The following is a 23,768-nucleotide window of genomic DNA, read 5'->3' as shown; positions in this document are numbered from 1 at the left end:
GTGTGATTCAGGAGATACCAATGACCCGCAAACCTCGTGGCGCCGTCAGGGAACTGTTCGGCCTGCTCAAACCCTTCTGGCCCCTGGTGACGGTATCGATCGCGCTGGGCATGGTCGGCGGCCTCAGTGTCACCGCGCTGCTCGCCACCATCAACAGCGCCTTGCACAGCGACAGCGGCCTTACCCAGGGCGTGGTCCTGGGTTTTGCCGGGCTGTGCGTGCTGGCGCTGTTCAGTTCGATCTTCTCCGACATCGGCACCAACTATGTCGGCCAGCACATCATCGCCAGGCTACGCCGCGAGCTTGGCGAAAAAGTCCTGGCCGCGCCCATCGACCAGATCGAGCGCTATCGCAGCCACCGGCTGATCCCGGTGCTGACCCACGACGTCGACACCATCAGCGACTTCGCCTTCGTCTTCGCGCCGCTGGCGGTCTCGCTGACCGTGACCCTGGGCTGCCTGGGCTACCTGGCGAGCCTGTCGTGGCCGATGTTCCTGGTCATCGTCGTGGCGATCGGCCTGGGTTCGGTCATGCAGTTCATCGCCCGCTCGTGGGGCGTGCGTGGCTTCGAGAGCGCGCGCGAGGCCGAGGACGACCTGCAAAAACACTACAGCGCCATTGCCGAAGGCGCCAAGGAGCTGCGCATCCATCGCCCGCGACGCAAGCGCATGTTCAGCCATGGCATCCAGGACACCGCCAACCGCATCTGCGCCACCCAGGTGCGTTCGATCAACATCTTCGTGGTCGCCAAGGCCCTTGGCTCGATGCTGTTCTTCGTGGTGATTGCCGTGGCCCTGGCCATGCAATCGTTGTGGCCCAGCGGCGACAAGAGCGTCACCAGTGGCTTCGTGCTGGTGTTGCTGTATATGAAAGGCCCGCTGGAACACCTGATCAGCACCCTGCCAATCATCAGCAAGGCGCAGATCGCCTTTCGCCGCATCGCCGAGCTATCGCGCCAATTCTCCTCGCCCGAACCGCACCTGCTGCTGGACGATAGCCGCCCTTCGGCAAAAACCCTCGACAGCCTGCAACTCAAGGACGTCAGTTATACCTTCCCACGGGTAGAAGGCTGCGAGCCGTTCCAGCTAGGCCCGGTGAACCTGACCATCAAGCAGGGCGAAATCGTCTTCGTGGTGGGTGAGAACGGCTGCGGCAAGACCACCCTGATCAAGCTGTTGCTGGGCCTGTATGCGCCGCAATCGGGCAGCGTCGTGGTCGATGGCCAGCCAGTCAGCGCGCAGAGCCGGGACGACTACCGCCAGCTGTTCACCACCATCTTCGCCGACTACTACCTGTTCGACGACGTCGTCCAGGGCGACCAACCGGTGCCAGAGGATGCCACGCGCTATCTCAAGCGCCTGGAGATCGATCACAAGGTCAGTATCCGCGACGGCGTGTTCAGTACCACCGACCTCTCCACCGGCCAACGCAAACGCCTGGCCCTGGTCAGCGCCTGGCTCGAAGAGCGGCCGGTATTGGTGTTCGACGAGTGGGCGGCCGATCAGGACCCGACCTTCCGCCGGATCTTCTACACCGAGCTGCTACCTGACCTCAAACGCCTGGGCAAGACCATCATCGTGATCAGCCACGACGACCGTTACTTCGATGTCGCCGACCAGCTGATCCACATGGCCAATGGCAAGGTCAAGCTCGAATCACGGGTTGCCGATTGCATTTAGTTTTCCGGTTTTAGCCGATGGGTGCGTCCTAATCAATAACAAGAACCACTCACACTTAACACCAGACTCCTACATAGAGCTTTCGATAAATGCCAACACAACGCCTTCGTCCCCAGGCCTTGGCCCTGGTCATCCGCCGCACCCTGCGTCAAGCGGCGCCCGCCGCCCTGGGCCTGAGCGCCCTGATGCCGCTATCGGCCATGGTCCAGGCCCAGCAGGTGCAATTCAACATTCCGGCGCAGTCGCTGGCCAGCGCGCTGCTGGCGTTCGGCTCGCAATCGAACCTGCAGGTGCTCTATAGCCCGCAGGACGTCGAAGGCAAGCGCAGTGCCGCCATCTCCGGCGCCATGGAGCCCGCCCAAGCGCTGCCCAAGTTGCTCCAGGGCACCGGGGTCAGCTACCAGATCGAAGGCAACCAGGCCACCATCCATGCCCGGGAGGGGGGCAATGCGGTGGAACTGGGGGCAACCAACATCAATAGCCAGGGGCTGGGGCAAACCACCGAGAACACCGGTTCCTACACCACTGGCGCCATGCAGACCGCGACCAAACTGCCGCTGACACTGCGCGAAACGCCGCAGGCGGTCACGGTGATCACCCGCCAACGCATGGATGACCAGTCGATGCGCAGCCTCGACGACGTGGTCCAGGCCACCCCTGGCCTGCGTATGTCAGCGGCGCGCCCGGCCAACAGCGAGTACTTTTCGCGCGGTTTCCCCATCAGCAACCTGATGTTCGATGGCCTGCCGACCACCTACAACGCCGACTGGGTCGCGGCAGCCGACATGGCCCCCTACGACCGCGTCGAGATCGTCCGTGGGGCAACCGGCATGATGCAGGGTGCCGGCAACCCGTCAGCGGCCATCAACATGGTGCGCAAGCGGCCCACCAAGGAGTTCCAGGGCAGCGTCACAGGCTCCGCGGGCAGCTGGGACAACTACCGTGGCGAGCTGGACCTGAGCGGCCCGCTCAATGACAGCGGCAGCGTGCGTGGCCGTTTCGTCGGCGCCTACAACGACAAGGACAGCTTCCAGGACTATGCCGGCCGCGAGCGTGGCTTGTTCTACGGCATCACCGAATTCGACCTGACCGACGACACCACCCTCACCGTGGGTGCGTCGAACCAGAACGACAACAACAACATCAACTGGGGTGGCCTGCCGGTCAACCGTGATGGCAGCCATGTCGGCTACTCGCGCTCCACCAACGTCGGCTACGACTGGAGCTATCAGGACATCAACAACACCACGCTGTTCGCCGAGATCGATCATCACTTTGCCAATGACTGGCGCTTGCATGTGGCGGCGTCCAAGAACTGGTCCGATTTCGCTCTGCAAGGCGCCGTGTTCGAGCGCACCGGCTCACCGTCCGCCGAAGCATTCCGCCAGCGCGTGTTCAACCAGCGCCGGGACTACGACCAGTCCAGCTACGACATCTACGCTAACGGCCCTTTCAAGCTGTTCGACCGCCAGCATGAACTGGTGGTCGGTGCCAGCAAACGTGAAGTCAAGACATCCGCACACGGCGGTACCGTGTTCATCCCGGTCGACAACCTGTTCGCCGTCAACCCAAGCGGTATCGCCCGACCCACTGTCCCCGACCTGTACGACCTGAGTGAGAAAGTCGAGCAGGAAGGTGTCTACGTCACCACGCGGCTGAACATCGCCGACCCTCTGAAGGTGATCATCGGCGCGCGCCTGGACTGGTATGACAATCAGTCGACCTACAACGAAATCAACGACGGCTACTACACCAACAGCGATTACAAGGTCACCCGTAACGTCACCCGTTACGCCGGGGTGATCTATGACCTGGATGACAACCACTCGGTGTATGCCAGCTATACCGACATCTTCATGCCGCAATCGGAGCAGGGCCAGGGCCGTTCCATCATTCGCCCGATCGAGGGCAAGAACTACGAGATCGGCATCAAGGGCGAGTACTTCGACGGTGCCCTCAATGCCAGCGCGGCGATCTTCCAGATCGACCAGGAAAACCGTGCAGCGGAGTCTGCCGATCAAAGGGGCTGCACCGACTACATCTGCTACGAGGCCTCCGGCAAGGTCAGGACCCAGGGTATCGACCTGGAGTTGATGGGCGCGCTGACGCCAAACTGGCAAGTGGGTGCCGGCTATACCTATTCGCAAACCAAGTTCTTGAAAGATGCCAACAAGGCCAAGGAAGGCAGCAAGTTCGACAGCGACCTGCCCGAGCACCTGTTCAAACTCAGCACTACCTATACCCTGCCGGGTGAGCTGAACCAGTGGCGTGTCGGCGGTAACGTCTACGGCCAGAGCGGCATCTTCAACAAAGGTAGCAATGCCTTCGGTAACTACCGGATCGACCAGGGCTCGTACGCCGTGGTTGGGCTGATGGTGGGCTACAAGGTCAACAAGAATCTCGATACCCGCCTTAACCTCAACAACATCTTCGACCGCAAGTACTACCAGGGCATCGCCAGCAACAATACCTGGAGCCCATACGACGTATACGGCGACCCACGCAATTTCACCCTCACTGCCAAGTACAGCTTCTAAGCAGCACCTGGGGTAAAAAAAATCCGCATCCCTCACAGGATGCGGATTTTTCATTTGCGCTTCGTGCGCGATCTCACAGCCTGTCGCGCAACGCCTCCACCACCAGCGCCAGCCCCTCTTCAGCCTCCTCGATGATCAAGCCCATGCGCATGAAGTCATGGGTCACGCCCGCCATCACCTGCAAGTTCACCGGCACCCCGCCCTCCTCCAGGTGACGCGCATAAGCCACGCCTTCGTCATGCAACGGATCGCACTCGGCCACCAGCAGCAAGGCCGGCGCCGCCTGTGGCGATACCGCGCCGAGCAACGGCGAGAAGCGCGGGTCGAGACGGTCCGCAGGTTGCCGGGCGTACTGTCGATAGAACCATTCGAGGGTCTGTTGTTCGAGCAGATAGCCGCTGGCATAGCGCTGCATCGAATCGCGGCTGCGGCTGGCATCGGTCACCGGGTAGACCAGCACCTGCAGCCGTGGCGCGGGCAGTTGCGCCTGCTCAGCCAACTGGCTTGCCAGCACGGTGGCCAGGCTGCCGCCGACACTGTCGCCCATCACCGCCAGACGGTTGCGGTCGATGCCCAGCTCAGCGGCGTGGTCGACCAGCCAGCGCCAGCCATCCAGCGCATCGTCGACCGCCGTCGGGAAACGCCACTGTGGCGCCAGGCGATAACCCACCGACAGCACGGGCACGCCCGCCTCTTGGGCCAGGTTCCAGCACAAGGCATCGTGGGAGTCGAGGCTGCCTACCACGTAGCCGCCACCATGCAGGTACATCACAGCCGCGCCCAACAGGTGCGGATCGGCCTCCGGTGGCCGGTAGAGGCGCGCCTGCAAGGCATGGCCATCGCGCGCGAGCAGGGTCAGGTCGTCGATCTGCTCGGGCTCCTCGGCCTTCGGCGCCATCAGCGCCGACGACTGCTCGAATTGCTCACGGGCTTGATCTGGGGTCAGCGCATGCATCGGCAGCACCTTGCCAGTCGTGCGGCCCTCCTCCACCAATTTCAGGTAGGCAGCCAGGTCAGGGTTCAGCGACATCGGTATTCTCCAAAAGGGGCTGCACCCGGCAGCCCCGTCAGCTCAAGTAACAGCAACAGTTCAGGCCTGGCCAGTGCTCGGCAAGCGCCCAAGGGCCTGTTCCAGCGCGTCCAGCACGGCGGCGTCATGAGGAACCTGGAAGTGCCCGCAGGACAGCATCGGTGCCTGATCCAGCGACTGCCCGAGCTGGGCGGCCAGCGCCGCACGCTCATCCTCACGGCCAGCGACCCACCAGCTGCGGGGCAGTACCTTGACCCCCTCGCACACCTGCAGCTCACGTGACAGGCGCTTGAGGGTGCGCGCGGTAAGGAACACTTGAAGCAGCTCCTCGACCCCCAAACCTGCGCCTTCGGGCACATCGCCAAGCGCCTGGACGATCAACTCACGGGCGCCAACTGCGCTCTCTTGACGCGGATCGCCGCGATCTACCGTACGCGCTGCCGGTAGCGTGGCCTGGAGCAGTTCGTTCAAGTCATCCAGCCAGTGATCCGCCTGCTGGGCGGATTGGCGGCTCGGCACGAAGCTGTCCAACAGCGCCAGCAACTGCACCTGTTCACCTTCGCGCTCCAGCTGCGCCGCCATCAACGCCGCCAAGGTGCCACCGAGCGACCACCCCAGCAGCCGATAGGGCCCTTGCGCCTGGCGCTCGCGCAGGCAGGCCACGTAGTCACTCGCCAAGGCCTGCAACGATGCCGCCTGCCAGCTTGCATCGAGCAACTGCCGGGCCTGGATGCCGATCACCTGGCAGCGGCCGTTGAGTCGGCGTGCCAATGGCTCGTAGTCGAACACCGTACCGAAGCCGGCATGCACGCAGAACAGCGGTGCCTGTCCGGCGACTTCGCCATTGAGCGACAACAGCGGCGTCTGCTTGCCAGAGGCGGCGGTGAGCTGGGCGATGCTTGGCTTTTGCATCAAGTCACGCAGACGCAGGCTGAAGCCATGTTTCTTCAAGGCCCGCGACTTGGCCACCACCTGCATGCTAAGGATCGAGTCGCCACCGAGCTCGAAGAAGTTATCGGTGATACCGACCTGCTCGACCTTCAGCACTTGCTGCCAGATCTGCGCGATGGCCCGCTCCAGGTCGTTGCGCGGCGGCACATGCTCGCTGCGCGCCTCGATAGCCGGCAGTGCGTTGCGGTCCAGCTTGCCATTGGGGCTAAGTGGCAACTGCTCCAGTACCATCAGCTGGGCCGGCACCATGTACTCGGGCAACTCCCGCTTCAGCCGCTCGCGCAACTGCTCGGCAAGGTTGCCTTGCGCGTTGCCGACCAAGGTCACATAGCCCACCAGCTGTTTACCGCCCGGGCCGTCCCTGACCACCACTGCGGCCTGGCGCACCTCATCCATCTCGCTCAGGCGTGCTTCGATCTCACCCAGCTCGATGCGAAAACCCCGCACCTTGACCTGATTGTCCAAGCGCCCGAGGTAGTCGAAGGTGCCGTCAGGGCGCTGGCGCACCAGGTCGCCGGTGCGGTACAGGCGCTGCCCCGGGCTGTTCGGGTCGGCCACGAATCGCTCTGCGGTAAGCCCTGGACGATTCAGGTAACCCCGTGCCACGCCCACTCCGCCCAGATACAGCTCTCCGGCCACACCGGGCGGCAGTGGATTGAGATCGGCATCCATGACATAGCCGCTGCGCTGGCCGACCAGGTGGCCAATGGGCGCGTAGACTGCGCCGCAGGGTTGCTCAGGGCCGGCTTTCCAGATCAGCGGCGTGACCACGGTCTCGGTCGGCCCGTAGCCGTTGATGATGTAGCGCGGCCGGAGGAACTGGTGGGCCTGCTCATAGCTGGCCTGCGGCACCGCATCGCCACCGAAACAGTAGATGCGCATCGCGGGCGGGTTACCATCCTGGCGCACCTGCTCGATCAACTGCTGCAAATACACCGGCGGGAAGGCCGCTACGGTGACGCCATGGCGATGCATGGCCTGGCAGGTCTGCTCCGGCGTCCATAGCTCATCACCGCGCAGCAGCACGCTGGCGCCGTGGGTCAAGGCGGTCAGCCAGCGTTCATGGGCGCCATCGAAGGCAAACGACATGAACAATAGCTCGCAGTCCGCCGGCGTCATCTCGTAACGCTCGCCCACTGCCTGGCAGTGCATGGCCAACGCCCCCTGGCTGACCACCACGCCCTTGGGCATACCGGTGGAGCCGGAGGTATAGATCACGTAGGCCAGGTTCTCGGGATCGACCGTGACCTGCGGCGCATGCTCCGGCCATTGCTCAGCCGCGAAATCGTCCAGGTGAAGCGTGTGCAAGGTCGCCACTTTCGGCAAGTGGGCGATGGCCGCGGACTCGCAAAGCAACAGGGTGATACCCGAATCCTGCATCAGGTAGCTCAGGCGCTCCTTGGGGTAGGCGGTGTCGATCGGCACATAGGCCGCACCGGCCTTGAGCACCGCCAGCAACGCTACGATCAGTCGTTCACTGCGCTGCAAGGCAACCCCGACGCGAACCTCCGGGCCGACCCCTTCGGCGATCAAGGCATGGGCCAATTGGTTCGCCGCGCGATCGAGCTCGGCAAAGCTCAGGCTGCGCTGATCGACTTTGACCGCGGTGGCCGCGCCGTGCCGGGCTGCCCACTCCGCGATGCGCTGATGCACCAACTGCGCCGGCTGCGCGTGCTCGACCGGGGCCGGGTTCGCAGGTGCCTGAGCCAGCAACCCGAGGTTGCCCAGCGGCGCTTGCGCATCGAGGGTCAGCGCCTGCAACAGCGCCTCCATGTTCGCCCGGATACCTTCGACCGCCTCATCGCTGAAGCACTGGCGCAGGTACATGTACTCGATGATCAGCTGCTCCTCGACAATCACCATCAGGTCCATCGGGAAGTCAGTCAGGCCTGATCCGCCGACATCGCCGAACTGCAAGGTATCGTCCTGCCAATCACGCAGGGTGCGATCAAGCGGCTGGTTCTCGAAGACGATGATGCTGTCGAACAATGCCTGGCCACTGCGGCCCGACCAGCGCTGCAGATCGCCCAGCGGTGTGTACTCGTGATCGCGCAGCTCCAGGTTGATCCGCTGCAGCTCTTGCAGCCACTGGCCGACCCGAGCTTGCGGGTCGACCTGGTGAATCACGGGCAAGGTGTTGATGAACAGCCCGAGCATGCTCTGCGCCCCTGGCAAGGCAGCAGGGCGTCCCGCCACGGTGGCGCCGAAGGTGACGCTGCGCTGGCCACTGTAGCGACTGAGCAGCAACAGCCAGGCGCCTTGCACCAGGGTGTTGAGGGTAATCCGCTGATCCTGGGCGAACGCCTTCAACGCCTCGGTCTGCTGCTGGCTGAACCGGCTGTAGAGGGCTTGGTGTCCGCTGCCACGCTCACCACTTGCGAAGGCGTCCGCCAGGTAGGTTGGCTCCTGCAGAGCGGCCAGTTGCTGGCGCCAGAACACCTCGCTGTGGCGCGGGTCCTGCTGGCGCAACCAACCGATGTAGTCGCGGTAGGGCACCACCTCGCCCAACGCCTGCCCCGAGTAGCAGGCGAGCACTTCGCCCATCAACTGCGAGGTGCTCCAGCCATCGAGCAGGATGTGGTGATAGGTCCAGATCAGTTGCTGACGATCCTCGCCCAGGCGCACCAGCAACAGGCGCTGCAGCGGCGGCTGGTCAAGATCGAAACCACGCTGGCGCTCTTGCTCGGCCAGGGCTTTGAGGGCGTGCTCGGTATCGTCGCGCCCGCGCCAGTCCAGTTCGCGCAGCGGCACTGGCAGCTCGCGCAGGACAAACTGCAGCGGCTCGTCCAGGTCCTGCCAGAGGAAGCCGGTGCGCAAAATATCGTGGCGCGCCATCACCTGCTGCCACGCCTTTAGCAGACGCTCTGCCACCAACCCTTGCACCGGTACGCTCAGCTGGTTGACGTAAAGCTCATCCTCGCGACTGGCGTTGAGGCTCAAGAACAGCATGCCCTGCTGCATCGGCGACAGGCTGTACAGCCCATCCACCTGCGCATGCTCGAGCGGCAGCGCTTGCACCTGGGCCTCGCTCAAGCCATGCAGGGCCACCGGTTGCTGGGCAACCTCGCGCCATTGGCTGACGCTGTCGGCCAACTGCTCGATGGTCTGCTTCAGGAACAGGTCGCGGGGGGCGATGTCCAGGCCCAATTGACGGGCATGGCTGACCACCTGGATGGCGATGATCGAGTCACCGCCCAGGGCGAAGAAGTTGTCCTGGATACCGACTTGCGGCAGATCCAGCACCGTTTGCCAGATGTCCACCAACTGCTGCTCCAGCGGCGTACGCGGCGCCACGTGAGCGGCCCTGGCAGCACTGAAGTCCGCTGCCGGCAGCAGATTGCGCGCCAACTTGCCATTGGCCGTCACTGGCATGCTAGCCAGCAGCAACAGGTGCGCCGGCACCATGTAGTCGGGCAAGCCCTGAGCGAGGAACTGGCGCAGCGCCTCGCGCCATTGTCGTCCGGTCTCGCCCTCATCGGCGACCCGCTGCGGATCGACCGGCACCAGGTAGGCGACCAACTGCTTGCCGCTCGGCCCGTCCTGAGCCAGCACCACCGCCTCGCGCACCTGCTCGTGCTCCATCAGGCGTGCCTCGATTTCCCCCAGTTCGATGCGCAGGCCACGGATCTTCACCTGGTGGTCGATCCGCCCCACGTAGTCGATCACGCCGCCCTCGCGGTAGCGCGCCAGATCGCCAGTGCGATACAGGCGGCCACCCTGGGCGTCGAAGGGGTTGGGGACAAAGCGCTCGGCGGTCAACGCCGCACGCCCATGATAACCGCGCGCCAGCCCCACACCGGCCAGGTACAACTCACCATTGACCCCACGCGCTGCCGGGCACAGGTCGGGTTCGAGGATGTGCGTGCGCAGGTTATCGATCGGTTGGCCGATCGGCACGCTCACGCCCTGCTTGCCGGCGCAGGTCCAGTGGGTCACATCGATTGCCGCCTCGGTCGGACCGTACAGGTTGTACAGGCCAGCTTGCGGCAAGCGCTCCAGGCATTGCTGGGCCAGCGGCGCCGACAACGCCTCGCCGCTGCAGACCACCCGGCGCACGCTCCGGCACTGCTCCACGCTTGTGCTGGCCATGAACGCCTGGAGCATCGACGGCACGAAGTGCAGGGTAGTGACTCGATGCTCGATGATGGTCTGGCACAACCGCTGCGGATCACGGTGATCACCCGGCAGGGCAATGGCCAGGCGAGCACCGGTCATCAACGGCCAGAAGAACTCCCAGACCGAAACATCGAAGCTGAACGGGGTTTTCTGCAGCACCGTGTCGCTGGCATCCAGGCCATAGGCGCGCTGCATCCATTGCAAACGGTTGAGCAAGGCCTCGTGGGTATTGCCAGCGCCCTTCGGCCGCCCGGTCGAGCCCGAGGTGTAGATCACATAGGCCAGGTTGCCCGGCGCCAGCGTCAGCTGCGGTGAGCTGTCGGCATAGGCCGCCAGCCAGCCTGACGGCTGGTCCAGGCACAGGCTACGTACCGTGCTCGGAATGGGCAGGCGCGCGACCAGCGCCTGCTGGGTCAGCAGCAGGCCGATGCCACTGTCCTGCATCATGTACGCCAGACGATCAGCAGGGTAATCCGGGTCCATCGGCACATAGGCGCCGCCCGCCTTGAGCACGGCCAGCAAGCCGATCACCAACTCCAGGCTGCGCTCCAGCGCAACCCCCACCAGCACTTCCGGGCCAACCCCTTGTTCGCGCAGCTTGTGTGCCAGGCGGTTGGCGCGCTGATCCAGCTCGGCGTAGCTCAGGGTCTGTTCTGCGAAGACCAGCGCGGGCGCATGGGGATGGCGCTGGGCGTGGTCCTCGAACAGCTGATGGACCCAACGCTCACCAGGATAGGCCACTTGGGTTCGATTCCACTCGCCGACGATGCGCAGCTGTTCGGCCTCATCGAGCATCGGCAGTTGCACCACCGGCAGGTGCGGGTCGCAGCTCACCGCCTGCAGCAGGTTGCGCCAATGCCGCGCCATCTGCTCGATGGTCTGGCGATCGTACAGTTCGGTGGCAAAGGTAAACGCCGCAGCAATCCCGGCGGCATGTTCGACGGTGTCCAGGGTCAGGTCGAACTGGGTGCTGTACAGCGCCCAGTCCACCGCCTCGATACGCAGCCCACTGACCTCACGCGGCGCGCCCTTGGCCTCGGTCTGGTGGTTGAACATCACCTGGAACAATGGGCTGTGGTTGAGGCTGCGCTCCGGTTGCAGGGCATTGACCAACTGCTCGAAGGGCAGCTCCTGATGAGACTGGGCATCCAGGGCCGTCTGGCGCACCTGTTCGAGCAGCTCGCTGAAGCGCTGGCGCAGGTGGAACTGGGCCTTGAGCACCTGGGTGTTGACGAAGAAGCCGACCACCCCCTCGGTTTCGCCCCGGGTGCGGTTGGCCACAGGCACGCCCACGCGGATATCCGGCTGCGCCGAATAGCGGTGCAACAAGGCCTGGAAGCTGGCCAGCAACAGCATGAACACCGTCACGCCTTGGGCGCGCGCCTGGGCCTTGAGTGCCTGCACCAGTTCATCGTCGAGCACCAGCCGCACCTGGTCGCCCGCTCGACTCGGTTGCGCCGGGCGTGGACGGTCGGTCGGCAGTTCCAGCACCGGCTGCTGGTCACCCAACTGGCCCAGCCAGTAGTCCAGCTGCCGGGCCTGCTCGCCGGCCTCCATCCACTGGCGCTGCCAGGCGGCGTAGTCGGCGTACTGTACCGCCAGCGCGGGCAAGCTGACCTCGCGGCCCTGGCTATAGCCCTGGTACAGGCTGACCAGTTCGTCGACCAGTACCGCCATCGACCAACCGTCCGTGATGATGTGGTGCAGGTTGAGCACCAACACGTGCTCCTGCGCACCCAGACGCAGCAGGTCGACCCGCAGCAGCGGACCGCGCTCCAGGTCGAACGGCTGGCGGGTCAGCGTTTCCACTGCCTCGCGCAATCCATCGGCGCAGACCTGCGCGTGGCCGATCTTCCACTCGAACGCATGTGCTGCATGGATGACCTGGCGCACTTCGCCGGCCTCCTGGGCGAAGGTGGTGCGCAGGCTTTCGTGGCGCGCCAGCAGGGTCTGGAAGGCACGGCTAAGCGCAGCAACGTCCAGCGCCCCTTGCAGGCGCAAGGCCGAGGCGATGTTGTAAGCGCTACTGTGCGGTTCCAACTGCCAGAGCACCCACTGCCGTTGCTGGGCGTAGGACAGCGCCAGCGGCGCACCGCGCTCGAGCACGACCATCGCCGGCTGCGTTTGCCTGCCAGCGGCGCGGGCGACCCGCTCGGCGAAGCCGGCCAGGTCCTGGGCCTCGAACAGGCTGCGCAGCGGCACTTCGATGGACAGTTGCTGACGCACCCGGCCGACCATCTGCGAGGCCAGCAGCGAATGGCCACCCAGTTCGAAGAAATTGTCGCCTAGCCCGACCTGCTCAACCTTGAGCACACTGGCCCAGATCGCTGCCAGCTGCTGTTCAAGGGGTGTACGCGGCGCCTGGTGCACGCGCTGCTGACGACTGAGGTCGACCGCCGGCAGCGCCTTGCGGTCGAGCTTGCCGTTGGGCGTCAGCGGCATGCATTCTAGGAATGTCAGGTAAGTCGGCACCATGTAGTCCGGCATCTGCCCCAGCGCATGGGTTCTGAGTGCCTGGCGCAAGGCCTCCAGTTGCGCATCCTCCAGCTGCAAGGTGGTCGGATCATGCGCGACGATGTAGGCCGCCAGTTGCTTGCCCAGCGGTCCATCGACATCGATCACGGCAATCTCGCGCACCGCCTCATGCCCCTGCAGGCAGGCCTCGATTTCGCCAAGCTCGATGCGGAACCCGCGAATCTTCAACTGATGGTCGATACGCCCCATGTACTCGAGCACACCGTCATCACGATAACGCACCAGGTCACCCGTGCGGTACAGACGTCCGGCACCGAACGGATCCGGGATGAACCGCTCGGCGGTAAGGCCTGGGCGGTTCAGATAACCCCGTGCCAAGCCATCGCCAGCGATGAAGAGCTCGCCGCTGACCCCCACCGGAACCTCCTCGAACTGAGCATCGAGGACATGGAAGGCGGTATTGCCGATCGGCCGTCCCAGCCACACCTGGTGGCTGTCGCTGACCCGTTCGAGCCCCGACCAGATGGTGGTTTCGGTCGGGCCGTAGAGGTTCCACACATGCCCGGCCTGGTCGATCAGGCGCTGGGCCAGTTCGCCGGTCAATGCCTCGCCGCCGCTGAGCAGTTTCTTGCCGCGCAGCGCTTGCGCCGGCGCGTTGTCCAAGAGCATGCGCCAGGTCGAGGGCGTCGCCTGGATGACGCTGACCGCCTGCTGCTCGATAACCTTGAGCAGGGCGAAAGGGTCCTTGTTCTGCTGCTCGGCCAGCAGCACCACGCTGGCCCCATGCAGCAATGGCAGGTACAGCTCCAACCCGGCAATGTCGAACGACAGCGAGGTCAGCGACAGCACGCGATCGCTGGCGTCGATGCCGGGTTGCTCGGCCATGGTCCAGAGGAAGTTGACCAGCGCGCCATGCCGCACACTGACGCCCTTGGGCCGGCCGGTGGAGCCGGAGGTGTAGATGACGTAGGCCGGATGATCCGCGGCTACCTCGATGGCCAGGTTGTCGACCGGGTTGTGCGCGAACTGCTCTGCCTGGCTGTCCAGGCACAGGCAGGCCACCTGCGCCGGTACCTGAAGCCTCGCCACCACGGCGCTTTCGCTGAGCAGCAAGGCCAGGCCGCTGTCCTCCATCATGTAGGCCAGGCGTTCGCTCGGGTAGTCTGGATCGAGCGGCACATAGGCGCCGCCTGCCTTGAAGATCGCCAGCAGGCCGATGATCATCCGCGGGCCGCGGGGCATCGCCACCCCCACCAGCACCTCAGGCCCCACGCCCTGCTCGCGCAGGGTGTGGGCCAACTGATTAGCGCGCAGGTTCAGCTCGGCGTAGCTCAGCGTCTGCTCGCCCCAGCGCAACGCCGTGGCATCCGGGGTGCGCTGCACCTGCTGCTCGAACAGGCGATAGACACTCTGCCCGGCCGGGTAGTCCATCGCCGTCTGGTTCCATTGCGCCGAGATCCGCTGGCGCTCGTGGTCTTCGAGCAGGGCCAACTCGATGACCCGCTGCCCCGGCTCACGACATACCGCCAGCAGCAGGTTGCGCCAGTGGCGGCCCAACTGTTCGATGCGCGAGGCATCGAACAAGTCGGTGGCATAGGTCAGGGATGCGAACAGGCCGTCGGCATGCTCGCGGGTGTCCAGGGTCAGGTCGAACTGGGTGGTGCGTGAATCCCACTCCAAGCCCGCCACATCAAGGCCGCTGACCTGCGCCTGGACGGCGCTGCTGCGCGTCTGGTGATTGAACATGACCTGGAACAGCGGGCTGTGGCTCATGCTGCGCTCGGGCTGCAACGCCTCGACCAACTGCTCGAACGGCAGGTCTTGATGGGTCTGGGCCTGCAGGGCGGTCTCGCGCACCTGCTGCAGGACATCGACAAAGCGGCTGTGCACGTCGAAGTCGGCCTTGAGCACCTGGGTATTGACGAAAAAGCCGATCAGCCCCTGGATCTCGCTGCGGTTGCGGTTAGCCACTGGCACCCCGACACGCACCTGCGGCTGGCCGCTGTAACGGTGCAGGAGGGTCTGGAACGAGGCCAGCAGGAGCATGAACAAGGTCACCCCCTGCGCTTTGGCCAAGGCCTTGAGCGCCTGCAGCAGGTCGGCATCGATGTCGAGCGTGATCCGCTCGCCGCGGCCACTGGGCACGACCGGGCGGCTGCGGTTGGTGGGCAGGCTCAGTACCGGTTGCTCACCGCCGAGGGTGTCCTTCCAATAGGCAAGCTGGCGCTCCTGCTCGCCAGCTTCCATCCAGTTGCGCTGCCAGATGGCGTAGTCGGCATACTGCACCGCCAGCGCCGGCAGGTTGACCGCCCGGCCCTGGCTGAAGCCCTCGTAGAACTGCACCAGATCGTTGATCAGGATGGGCATCGACCAGCCATCGGCGGCGATGTGATGCACGCTCAGCACCAGCACATTCAGGTTGGCGGCCCGTGGCAGCAGATGCATACGCAGCAACGGCCCCTGCTCAAGGTCGAACGGCTGGCCGATGCACGCCTCGACCTGCTGCCTGAGCCCTTCGTCGGTAGCCTCAGGCGCAGCCGGCTGCAGTGGCTCGAGCTGCAGTTGGAAAGGCATCTGAGGATGGATGACCTGCACCACCCGTTCGCCGTCCTGGCGGAACGTCGTGCGCAACACCTCATGACGCTCGATCAGCGCCTGACAGGCGCGTTGCAAGGCTTGAGGGTCCAGTTCACCTGCCAGTTGCAGCGCCGCACCAATGTTGTAGGCGCCACTGCTCGGGTCCAGTTGCCAGAGAAACCATTGCCGTTCCTGGGCGTAGGACAACGGCGTAGGGTCGGCACTGTCACGGGCGAAGATGCGCGTGACCCCATAGAGGTTGACACCCTGCCGCTTAAGCAAGGCGGCCAGGGCCTTGCGCTCCCGTGACGACAATGACTCTACGGAATCGAGCAATGCTTGCACTAGAACATCTCCTACCAGGGCACCGGTCCCCGCCTGCGAGCCAACCAGCCCGCGACATGCCGACGATGCTGCCGAACAAATGAAAGAGCCGGACAGGAGCCGGCTCTGGGTGTACTGAAGTTGACGAGCCAGGCCAGGCCCAGGGTGGTTCCTGGGCCTGGCCAACCGCGCTACAGGGTCAACTCGTCGATCTCCTCTGCAGTAAGACGTTTCAAGGCTGCCAAGGATTTAGCCAACTCGTCCTGAATCGCCTCGCCATGTCCCTGCCGGGCCGCAACGACCTCGCTGAACGCCGCCAGCGTCGGCTGCTCGAACAACTCGCGCAGGCTGACTTCGGTACTCATCTGGTTGCCCACCCGGGCCACCACCTGCACCACCAGCAGCGAATGCCCGCCCAGCTCGAAGAAGTCGTCGTCAAGGCCGATGCGCTCGACCCCCAGCACCTCGCTCCAGATCTGTGCCAACTGCTGTTGCACGGCGGTGACCGGCGCCTGGTACTGCTGCTGCGAAGTGCTTGCATCCGGCGCTGGCAAGGCCTTGCGGTCAAGCTTGCCGTTGGCAGTCAACGGCAGGCTGTCGAGCATCACCCACAAGCCGGGGACCATGTAGCCCGGCAGGCTGCTGCGCAAGTGCTCGGCGAGCACGGCGCGCAGCTCACCCGCCTGCGCGCTCACCTGCCGGGGCACCCAATAGGCGACCAACTGCTTGCTGCCGGCCACCTGCACATCCACCACCACGGCGCTGTGCACCGCCTCGTGGGCCAGCAGTCGCGACTCGATCTCGCCCAGTTCGATCCGGTAACCGCGAATCTTCACCTGGAAGTCGGCCCGCCCTACGTACTCCAGTACCTGGCCATCGGCGCGCACCCGCGCCAGATCGCCGGTGCGATACAAGCGCTCACCCGGGCTGTGGCTGAACGGATCAGGCACGAAGCTCAAGGCCGTGCGCACCGGGTCGCCCAGGTAGCCGCGCCCTACCCCCACGCCAGCCACATGCAGCTCGCCGGTAGCACGCGCCGGCATGGGTTCGAGCAGGTCGTTGAGCACGTACAGGCGGTTGTGATCAGTGGCTGTGCCGATCGGCAGATGCACGGACGGGGCATCATCGAGCACGCGGTACAGCGCCACGTCATCGGAACACTCGGCCGGCCCATAGGCATTGACCAATTCGATCTGCGGATAGCGCTCGCGCCAGCGCCGGGCCAGGGCCGGTGGCATGGCCTCGCCCGTGGTCAGCAGGTAGCGCAGGTTGGGCAGCGCACGGGCCGGCAGTTCCAGCATCGCCTGGATCATCGCCGGGACGCACTCAAGCACCGTCACCCCCGTGGCCTCGACCTGCTGCAACAATGCCTGTGGGTCCTGGGCGACAGCGTCGGGGAAGATCTCCACACGACAACCGCACAGCGCTGCCGTGAGCAACTGCCACACGCAGATGTCAAAACTCTGCGAGGCCGTCTGGGCGATGACGTCATGCTCTTGCAGCCCCAGATAGGGCAGCTTGCTCAACTGGTTGTTGAGCATGCCGGCCTGCTCCACCATCACCCCCTTGGGCACACCGGTCGAGCCGGAGGTGAAGATCACGTACGCCAGCAACTTGCCGGCTGCCTCGGGCAATGGCTTGAGCGGTGCACGCCAGGCGAGCGTCTGCACCTGCTCCCACACCAGCAGCGCCGGTGGCTGGTCCAACTCGGCGAGCAGCGCTTGGGCCAACGGCGCGCAGCGCTGGTCGCAGACCAACAGCGCCGCGCCACTGAGGCCGAGCACCTCGCTCAGGCGCCGCAGCGGCAGCGACGGGTCCAGCGACAGGTAGCCCGCGCCGGCCTTGAACACACCGACGATCATGCCCAGCAGCGACAGGTCGCGCTCGCCCAACACCGCAACCAGGCCATCGGCGCCGACCCCAGCGGCCTGCAACCTCAGCGCCAGGCGGCTGGCCTGCACATCCAGCTCCTCATAGCTCCACTGGCGCCCACTGCAACGGGCCGCAGGCAGCTGCGGCACCCGCGCCACGGTGGCATCGAAGAGCCGCGCATAGCCCTGCTGCAGCGCTTGCGGCAAGGCCTCTGGGGTCACCCTGGCCTGCTCCTGAAGCCGCGCTGCTACCTGGTGGAAGTCCGCATCCAGCTGCTCGCTCAAGGCCAGCAACAGGGCCTGGAAGTCGGCCAGCAATACCGCGATGGTGTCGCCATCGAACAGGCGCTGGTCATACGACAGGTGCAGGCCCAGCACTTCTCCTGGATAGACCACCACCGTGATCGGGTAGTTGGTGTGGGTGCGCGAGCTGCCCGCCTTGACCTTCATGCTCGACGCCTGCGCACCGACGCTGGACTCCACCGGCGCGTTCTCGAACACGAACAGGCTGTCGAACAACGCCTGGCCACTGCCAATCTCGCTGCACGCCTGGATGTCGACCAGCGGCAAATGCTCGTGCTCTCGCAGGTTCAGGTTGTATTCGAGCAGCGACTTGAGCCAAGCCTTGGCGCTCAGGCCTGCTTGCGCCCCTGGCAGTTTCACCCTGAGCGGGATGCTGTTGATGAACAGCCCGACCGTGGTCTGCATCTCTGGGAACTCGACCGGTCGGCCCGCCACTGTGACCCCGAACAGCACATCCCGATCACCGCTGTAGCGCTGCAGCAACAGCGCCCAGGCGCCTTGCACCAGGGTATTGACCGTCAGTTGCGCCGCCTGGGCGCGCTGCGCCAGCTGGGCACTTTGCTCACGGCTCAGGTACACCAGTTGGTCAGCGACGCTGCCCTTAGCCTGCTCGCGCGACGGTGCACGGTCGAACGGCAGCGCGGTGGGACGCTCGAAGCCCGCCAGCTCCTGGCGCCAGAAGCCGCGCGAAGCGTCACGGTCCCAACGCTGCAACCAGGCGATGAAATCGCGGTAACGCGGCGGCGTCGGCAAGTGCACCGTCTGCCCGCCCAGCAAGCCCTGGTAGACCTTGAAGAACTCATCGACCACCCCCATCCGGCACCAGGCATCGAGCAGCACGTGATGGTTGCTGAAGACAAAGCCGAAGCGGTCCGCCGCCAGCTGGATCAGGCGCAGGCGGAACGGCACTTCTTTGTCCATGGCAAAGCCGTGCTGCAACTCTTGTTCAAGCTCGGCCTGCAGCGCCGGCTCGTACTCGGCGGGCGACAGGTGGCGCCAATCGAGCACCCGCAAGGCAGGCTCGGTACGCCGATGGACAATCTGCACCATGCGCTCGCCCAGGTCCCAGCAGAACGAGGTACGCAGGACATCATGGCGGGCGATGACTGTCTTCCAGGCCTGGTTGAAGGCGTCGATGTCGATTGCATGGTCGACTTGGTAGCAGTACTGCATCAGGTAGATACCCGACCCCGGTTCCAGCAGGGTGTGCATCAACAGCCCTTCCTGCATGGGTGACAGGGGGTAGATGTCTTCGATGTCGCGCGCCGCCACCGGCAGGCGATCGAGTTGTTCCTGGCTCAGGCCGGCCAACGGGAAATCAGCCGGGGTCACGCCCTGGGCGCCATCCTCCAGGCAGTGCATGATCACCTCTTCCAGCGCCTGCTCAAGGGCGCGGGCCAAGCCCTGGATGGTCTCTGCGCGGTACATGGCGCGGCTATAGGTCCAGTCCAGACGCAGTTCGCCGTCATAGACCTGGCCGTTGACGCTGAGCCAGTTGCCCAGTGGTGCATCCTCGCCCTGGCTGCGCCCGGCGCTTTCCCCGGCAGGCACGAACAGCGCACCAGAGTCCTCGCTGAAGCTGCCATCGAACTGCCCCAGGTAGTTGAAGGTTATGCGTGGCTGGGCGACGCCGGCCAGCTGGCGAGCGAACTCGGCATCCCCCAGGTAGCGCAGCACCCCATAGCCAATCCCTTTGTTGGGCACCTGCCAGAGTTGCTGCTTGATGCGCTTGATGCTGTCGCCGACACTGCCTTGCGGGCTCAGGCGCACCGGGAACAAGCTGGTGAACCAGCCGACCGTGCGGCTCAGGTCCAGGTCGTCGAACAAGTCCTCACGGCCGTGGCCTTCGAGCTGAATGCTCACCGCTGGCTGTCCGCTCCATTGGCACAGTACGCGGGCCAAGGCGGTGAGCAGCAGGTCATTGACCTGGGTGCGATAGGCCGCCGGGGCAACCTTCAGCAGCTTGTGGGTCAGGGCCTTGTCCAGCCGCGAACTGGCATGGGCTGCTTCACGCAAAGTGGCAGCTGCGCCCGGGGTGTCGCAGGGGAACTGCGCATCCTCTTCACTCAAGGCTTGCAACCAATAGGTGCGTTCGGCCAGCAACGCATCGCTGCGCGCATACTCGGTCAGCCGCTGCGCCCACTGCCTGCAACTGGCAGAGCGCCCCGCCAGGCTGATCGGCTGGCCTTGGCTGGCCTGCTGATAGGCGCTTTGCAGGTCCTCGAGGAGGATCCTCCAGGACACCCCATCGACCACCAGGTGATGGATCGCCAGCAGCAGCCGCTGCTGACCGCCAGGCAGTTCGAACAGCACGGCCCTGACCAATTCGCCACGCTCCAGGCTGAGGCTGGCTTGGATCTGGGTGGCATGCGCTTCGAGCGCCGACGGCTGGTTCAGCGTGACCACTTGCAACACGGCCTCGATAGCCTGCCGACGTGGCTCGACCTGCCACTGGCGGTCATTGCAGGTGAAGCTCAGGCGCAAGGCTTCATGCTCGTTGAGCACTGCCGTCAGGGCCTGGTCCAGCGCCTTGGGCTGCAAGCGCTGCAATGGCGTGAGCAACACGGCCTGATTCCAGTGATGGCGCTGTTCGATGGCGGTGTCGAAGAAGCGCGCCTGGATCGGCAACAGGGCGAGCGCCCCGCCCGCCTCTGGCGTTGCGACAGCGGCGGGCTTGGGCTTGTCTTGCACCAGCTTGGCCACCTGGGCCAACGCGGCGATGTTCTGCTTCTCGAACAATTGCTTGGGCAACAGCTTGATTCCCTGGCGCTTGGCCCGGGCGATGATCTGCAGGCTGAGGATGGAGTCGCCGCCCAGTTCGAAGAAGTTATCGCCCGTGCCGACTTGTTCCAGCTTGAGCACATCGGCCCAGATCGCGGCGAGCTTTTCTTCTATTTCACCGACCGGTGCCACGTAAGCCTTGCTGGCAATTTCCGGCTTGGGCAAGGCGCGTTTGTCGAGCTTGCCGTTGGCGGTCAGCGGCAGACGCTCGAGCATTACGAGGTGGGCGGGCACCATGTAGTCAGGCAGGCGCGCTTGCAGTTGGCTGAGCAACTCCGTTGGCGAGCTCGCGGGGGCTACCACATAGGCGAGCAGTTGCAGGCGCTCCGGGTCACCTTCCAGCGCCATCGGCACGACCACCGCGTCCTGCACGCCGGGCAGGCCACGCAGCAACTCGCCGATCTCGCCAGGCTCGACGCGATAGCCACGGATCTTCACCTGCTCATCGACGCGGCCAAGAAACTCCACCTTGTCCTGCTGCAAACGGGCACGGTCGCCAGCACGGTACAAGCGCGCGCCAACGCCGGTCGGGTCCGGGACAAATCGCTCGGCAGTCATCGCCGGCCGGCCCAGGTAGCCCTGAGCCACGCCCTTGCCGCCCAGATACAGCTCACCGGCAACCCGCTCGGCAACCGGGTTCAGCGCCGAATCGAGCAAGCACACATGGCTGTTGGGCAAGGGCTTGCCGACCGGCACGGTGCGCGTACCGGACTCAAGCGTGGTGACCTCGTGGCTGAGAATGCCGACGGTGGTTTCGGTAGGGCCATAGTGGTTGACCACCCGGCAGTCAGGCCTGAGCTGAGCGACCTTTTCCACCAACGACCATGGACAGGCCTCTCCCCCGACGATCAACAGCTGGCGCGGCAGCACTTTCTGCGGCTCGCTTGCTTGCAGAAGCCCTTGCAGGTGGCTTGGGACGATTTTCAGCACATCGACCTGATGCTCGGCCATGTAGCCGGCAAACGCGTCCGGATCGAACGCGTGCTCGCGCGATAGCAAATGCAGCAGACGGCCACCCGCCAGCGCCCCGAACAGCACGGTATGGCCCAGGTCGGCGGCCACGGTGGAAACCATCGCCATGCTGGCGCCAGCTGGCAGCTGCAAGCGCTGCTCGATGCCCTGCACATAGTTGGCCAGGGTGCCATGCGCCACCACCACGCCCTTGGGCTGGCCGGTGGAGCCTGAGGTGTAGATCACATAGGCCGGCTGGGCAGGCACCACGGCGGTATCGAGCGGCGAATCCGGGCAATGCTGCCAGGCGTCAGGAGCGAATGGCAACGCAGGGCAAGCCTCAAAACCGCTCAGGGCAACCTGCGGATCTCGCAGCAGCAGGACCGCACCACTGTCGCCGACCAGCTGCGCCAACCGTTCGACTGGCTGGGCGCTGTCCAGCGGCAGGAACGCGGCGCCGACCTTGAGCACCGCCAGCAAGCTGATCACCCATTCGACCGAGCGCTCCTGGCACAGGGCAACCAGGTCACCCGGTGCCACCCCCAGGGTTTGCAGATGGTGGGCCAGCTGGTTGGACTGCCGGTCAAGCTCGCTGTAGCTCAGTTGCTGGGCGCCAGCACGCACTGCGGGTTGCTCGCCAGCGCCCTGCACGGCCTGGCGCCACAGGGCCAGGAAGTCTTCACAGGGGAACTCGGCCTGCTCACCTGACAGCAGTGCCCGCTGGCCTTCGCTATGAGCCAGCAAGCGGCTGGAGGGGGTATCGACCAGGCGCTGCAGCAGCGCATGCAGCGCGCCGACCATGCGTTCGATCGTGCTGGCCTTGAACAGGTCGGTGGCATAGGTGAAGTACGCCTGGATCTGTTCGCCGCTGTCGGTAAAGTCGAAGGCCAGGTCGAACCGGGCGTCGGCGCCGCTCAGTGGATACTCCGCCACGCTCAGGCCGCTGAGGGTCTTGCTCTGCTCGCTGCCAGCCGCCTCGCCAGCGACATTCTGGTTGAGCTTGAACTGGAACAGCGGGTTATGGCTCAGGTTACGCTCAGGGGCCAGCGCATCGACCAACTGCTCGAAAGGCAGCTCCTGGTGCGACTGGGCCTCGGCTACCACTTGCCGGACCTGCTCGAGCAGGCTGTCGAAGGTCGCCTGTTCATCGACCTGGACCCGCAGCACTTGGGTATTGATGAAAAAGCCAATCAGGCCTTCGAGGTCTTTGCGATTACGCCCAGCGTTGGGCACGCCGATGCGAATGTCGTCCTGACCGCTGTAACGCGACAGCACCACCGCCAGCGCCCCGAGCAGGACCATGAACACCGTCTGCCCTTTGCTCTGGGCCAGGCTGCGCAGCGCGCTGGAGAGTGCCGGCGGCAGGTCGGCGCGGACCACCGCGCCTTGATAGCTGGGCTGAGCCGGGCGTGGAAAGTCCAATGGCAGGTCCAACAGCGGCTGTTCACTGCCCAGCTGCGCCTGCCAGTACTGCAACTGCCGCTCGCCTTCGCCCGCTTCGAGCCAGGCGCGCTGCCAGATCGCATAGTCGGCGTACTGAATCGCCAGCGGCTCAGGGTTGACCGGCTGGCCGGCGACCAAGGCATCGTAGAACGAGACGAAGGTCTGCACCATCAGTTCGCTGGACCAGCCGTCACTGATGATGTGATGCATGCACACCGTCAATACATGCTGGCTGGGGTCGACCTGGAACAACTTGACCCGCAGCAAGGGCTCATTGAACAGATCGAACGGACGGCGCAGCTCGTCGCGTACCAAAGTATCCAGGTCAGCTTCGGCCACCTTGACCTGCGCCAGGGCCACCGGCGACTGGTCGAGGATCTGCTGGTAGCATTCGCCCTCCTCCATTACCAGGCGGGTGCGCAGGGTCTCATGGCGTTGCACCAGCAACTCCAGGGCCTTGGCCATGGCCGCAACATCCAGCTCACCTTCCAGGCGAACCGCCATCGGCACATTGTAGAACGCACTGGTCGGCTCCAGTTGCCAGAGGAACATCAGCCGCTGCTGGGCATACGACAGCGGGATCCGCGCGACCTCGTGGCGGGTGGCGGCGATCGGCAGCAGCTTGAAGCTCTGGCCACTGGCGCTCATCTTGTCGAGCACCTGGCGACGTTGTTCCAGCGGCAGTGCGACGAAGCGCTTGGCAATTCGTTCAGCAGTTGTCTTGTCCATG

At 64.8% G+C, this 23,768-nt stretch carries 5 protein-coding genes; 2 read left to right on the top strand and 3 right to left on the bottom strand.

Features of this window, described 5'->3' with window-relative positions; all coding sequences use genetic code 11:
* Nucleotides 1–20 precede the first annotated feature (20 nt).
* Both ACI2JX_RS10145 and ACI2JX_RS10140 read left to right on the top strand, forming a co-directional pair.
* Nucleotides 21–1,679, top strand: coding sequence for a cyclic peptide export ABC transporter (locus tag ACI2JX_RS10145; RefSeq protein ID WP_404690004.1), 1,659 nt, complete (start codon nt 21–23; stop codon nt 1,677–1,679).
* 89 nt (nt 1,680–1,768) lie between these two features.
* Nucleotides 1,769–4,216: a TonB-dependent siderophore receptor gene (locus tag ACI2JX_RS10140; protein ID WP_404690003.1), complete on the top strand. Its 2,448-nt coding sequence runs from the start codon at nt 1,769–1,771 to the stop codon at nt 4,214–4,216.
* Nucleotides 4,217–4,289: 73 nt separating this feature from the next.
* Here ACI2JX_RS10140 and ACI2JX_RS10135 read toward each other — a convergent pair whose 3' ends face one another.
* The 3 genes from ACI2JX_RS10135 to ACI2JX_RS10125 all read right to left on the bottom strand — a co-directional run bounded on the left by ACI2JX_RS10135 (nt 4,290) and on the right by ACI2JX_RS10125 (nt 23,767).
* Entirely contained in the window at nt 4,290–5,246 is a 957-nt protein-coding gene (locus ACI2JX_RS10135) for an alpha/beta hydrolase (protein ID WP_264234986.1), read from the bottom strand.
* A gap of 60 nt (nt 5,247–5,306) precedes the next feature.
* On the bottom strand, nt 5,307–15,701 hold the full coding sequence (locus tag ACI2JX_RS10130) for an amino acid adenylation domain-containing protein (protein WP_404690002.1): 10,395 nt from the start codon (nt 15,699–15,701) through the stop codon (nt 5,307–5,309).
* A gap of 179 nt (nt 15,702–15,880) precedes the next feature.
* Entirely contained in the window at nt 15,881–23,767 is a 7,887-nt protein-coding gene (locus ACI2JX_RS10125; protein ID WP_404690001.1) for an amino acid adenylation domain-containing protein, read from the bottom strand.
* Nucleotide 23,768: the final 1 nt, after the last annotated feature.

Origin of the sequence: Pseudomonas sp. NPDC088890 (genome assembly GCF_044900155.1) — a bacterium.
In the GTDB taxonomy this organism is placed as follows: domain Bacteria; phylum Pseudomonadota; class Gammaproteobacteria; order Pseudomonadales; family Pseudomonadaceae; genus Aquipseudomonas; species Aquipseudomonas urmiensis.
Note: the sequence above shows the minus strand (reverse complement) of the source record. Positions and strands in the feature narration are given on the sequence as shown.

Excerpts from the sequence above, each read along its gene's own strand:
- ACI2JX_RS10145 (WP_404690004.1), top strand. The coding sequence starts at position 21 with ATGACCCGCAAACCTCGTGGCGCCGTCAGGGAACTGTTCGGCCTGCTC.
- ACI2JX_RS10140 (WP_404690003.1), top strand. The coding sequence starts at position 1,769 with ATGCCAACACAACGCCTTCGTCCCCAGGCCTTGGCCCTGGTCATCCGC.
- ACI2JX_RS10135 (WP_264234986.1), bottom strand. The coding sequence starts at position 5,246 with ATGTCGCTGAACCCTGACCTGGCTGCCTACCTGAAATTGGTGGAGGAG.
- ACI2JX_RS10125 (WP_404690001.1), bottom strand. The coding sequence starts at position 23,767 with ATGGACAAGACAACTGCTGAACGAATTGCCAAGCGCTTCGTCGCACTG.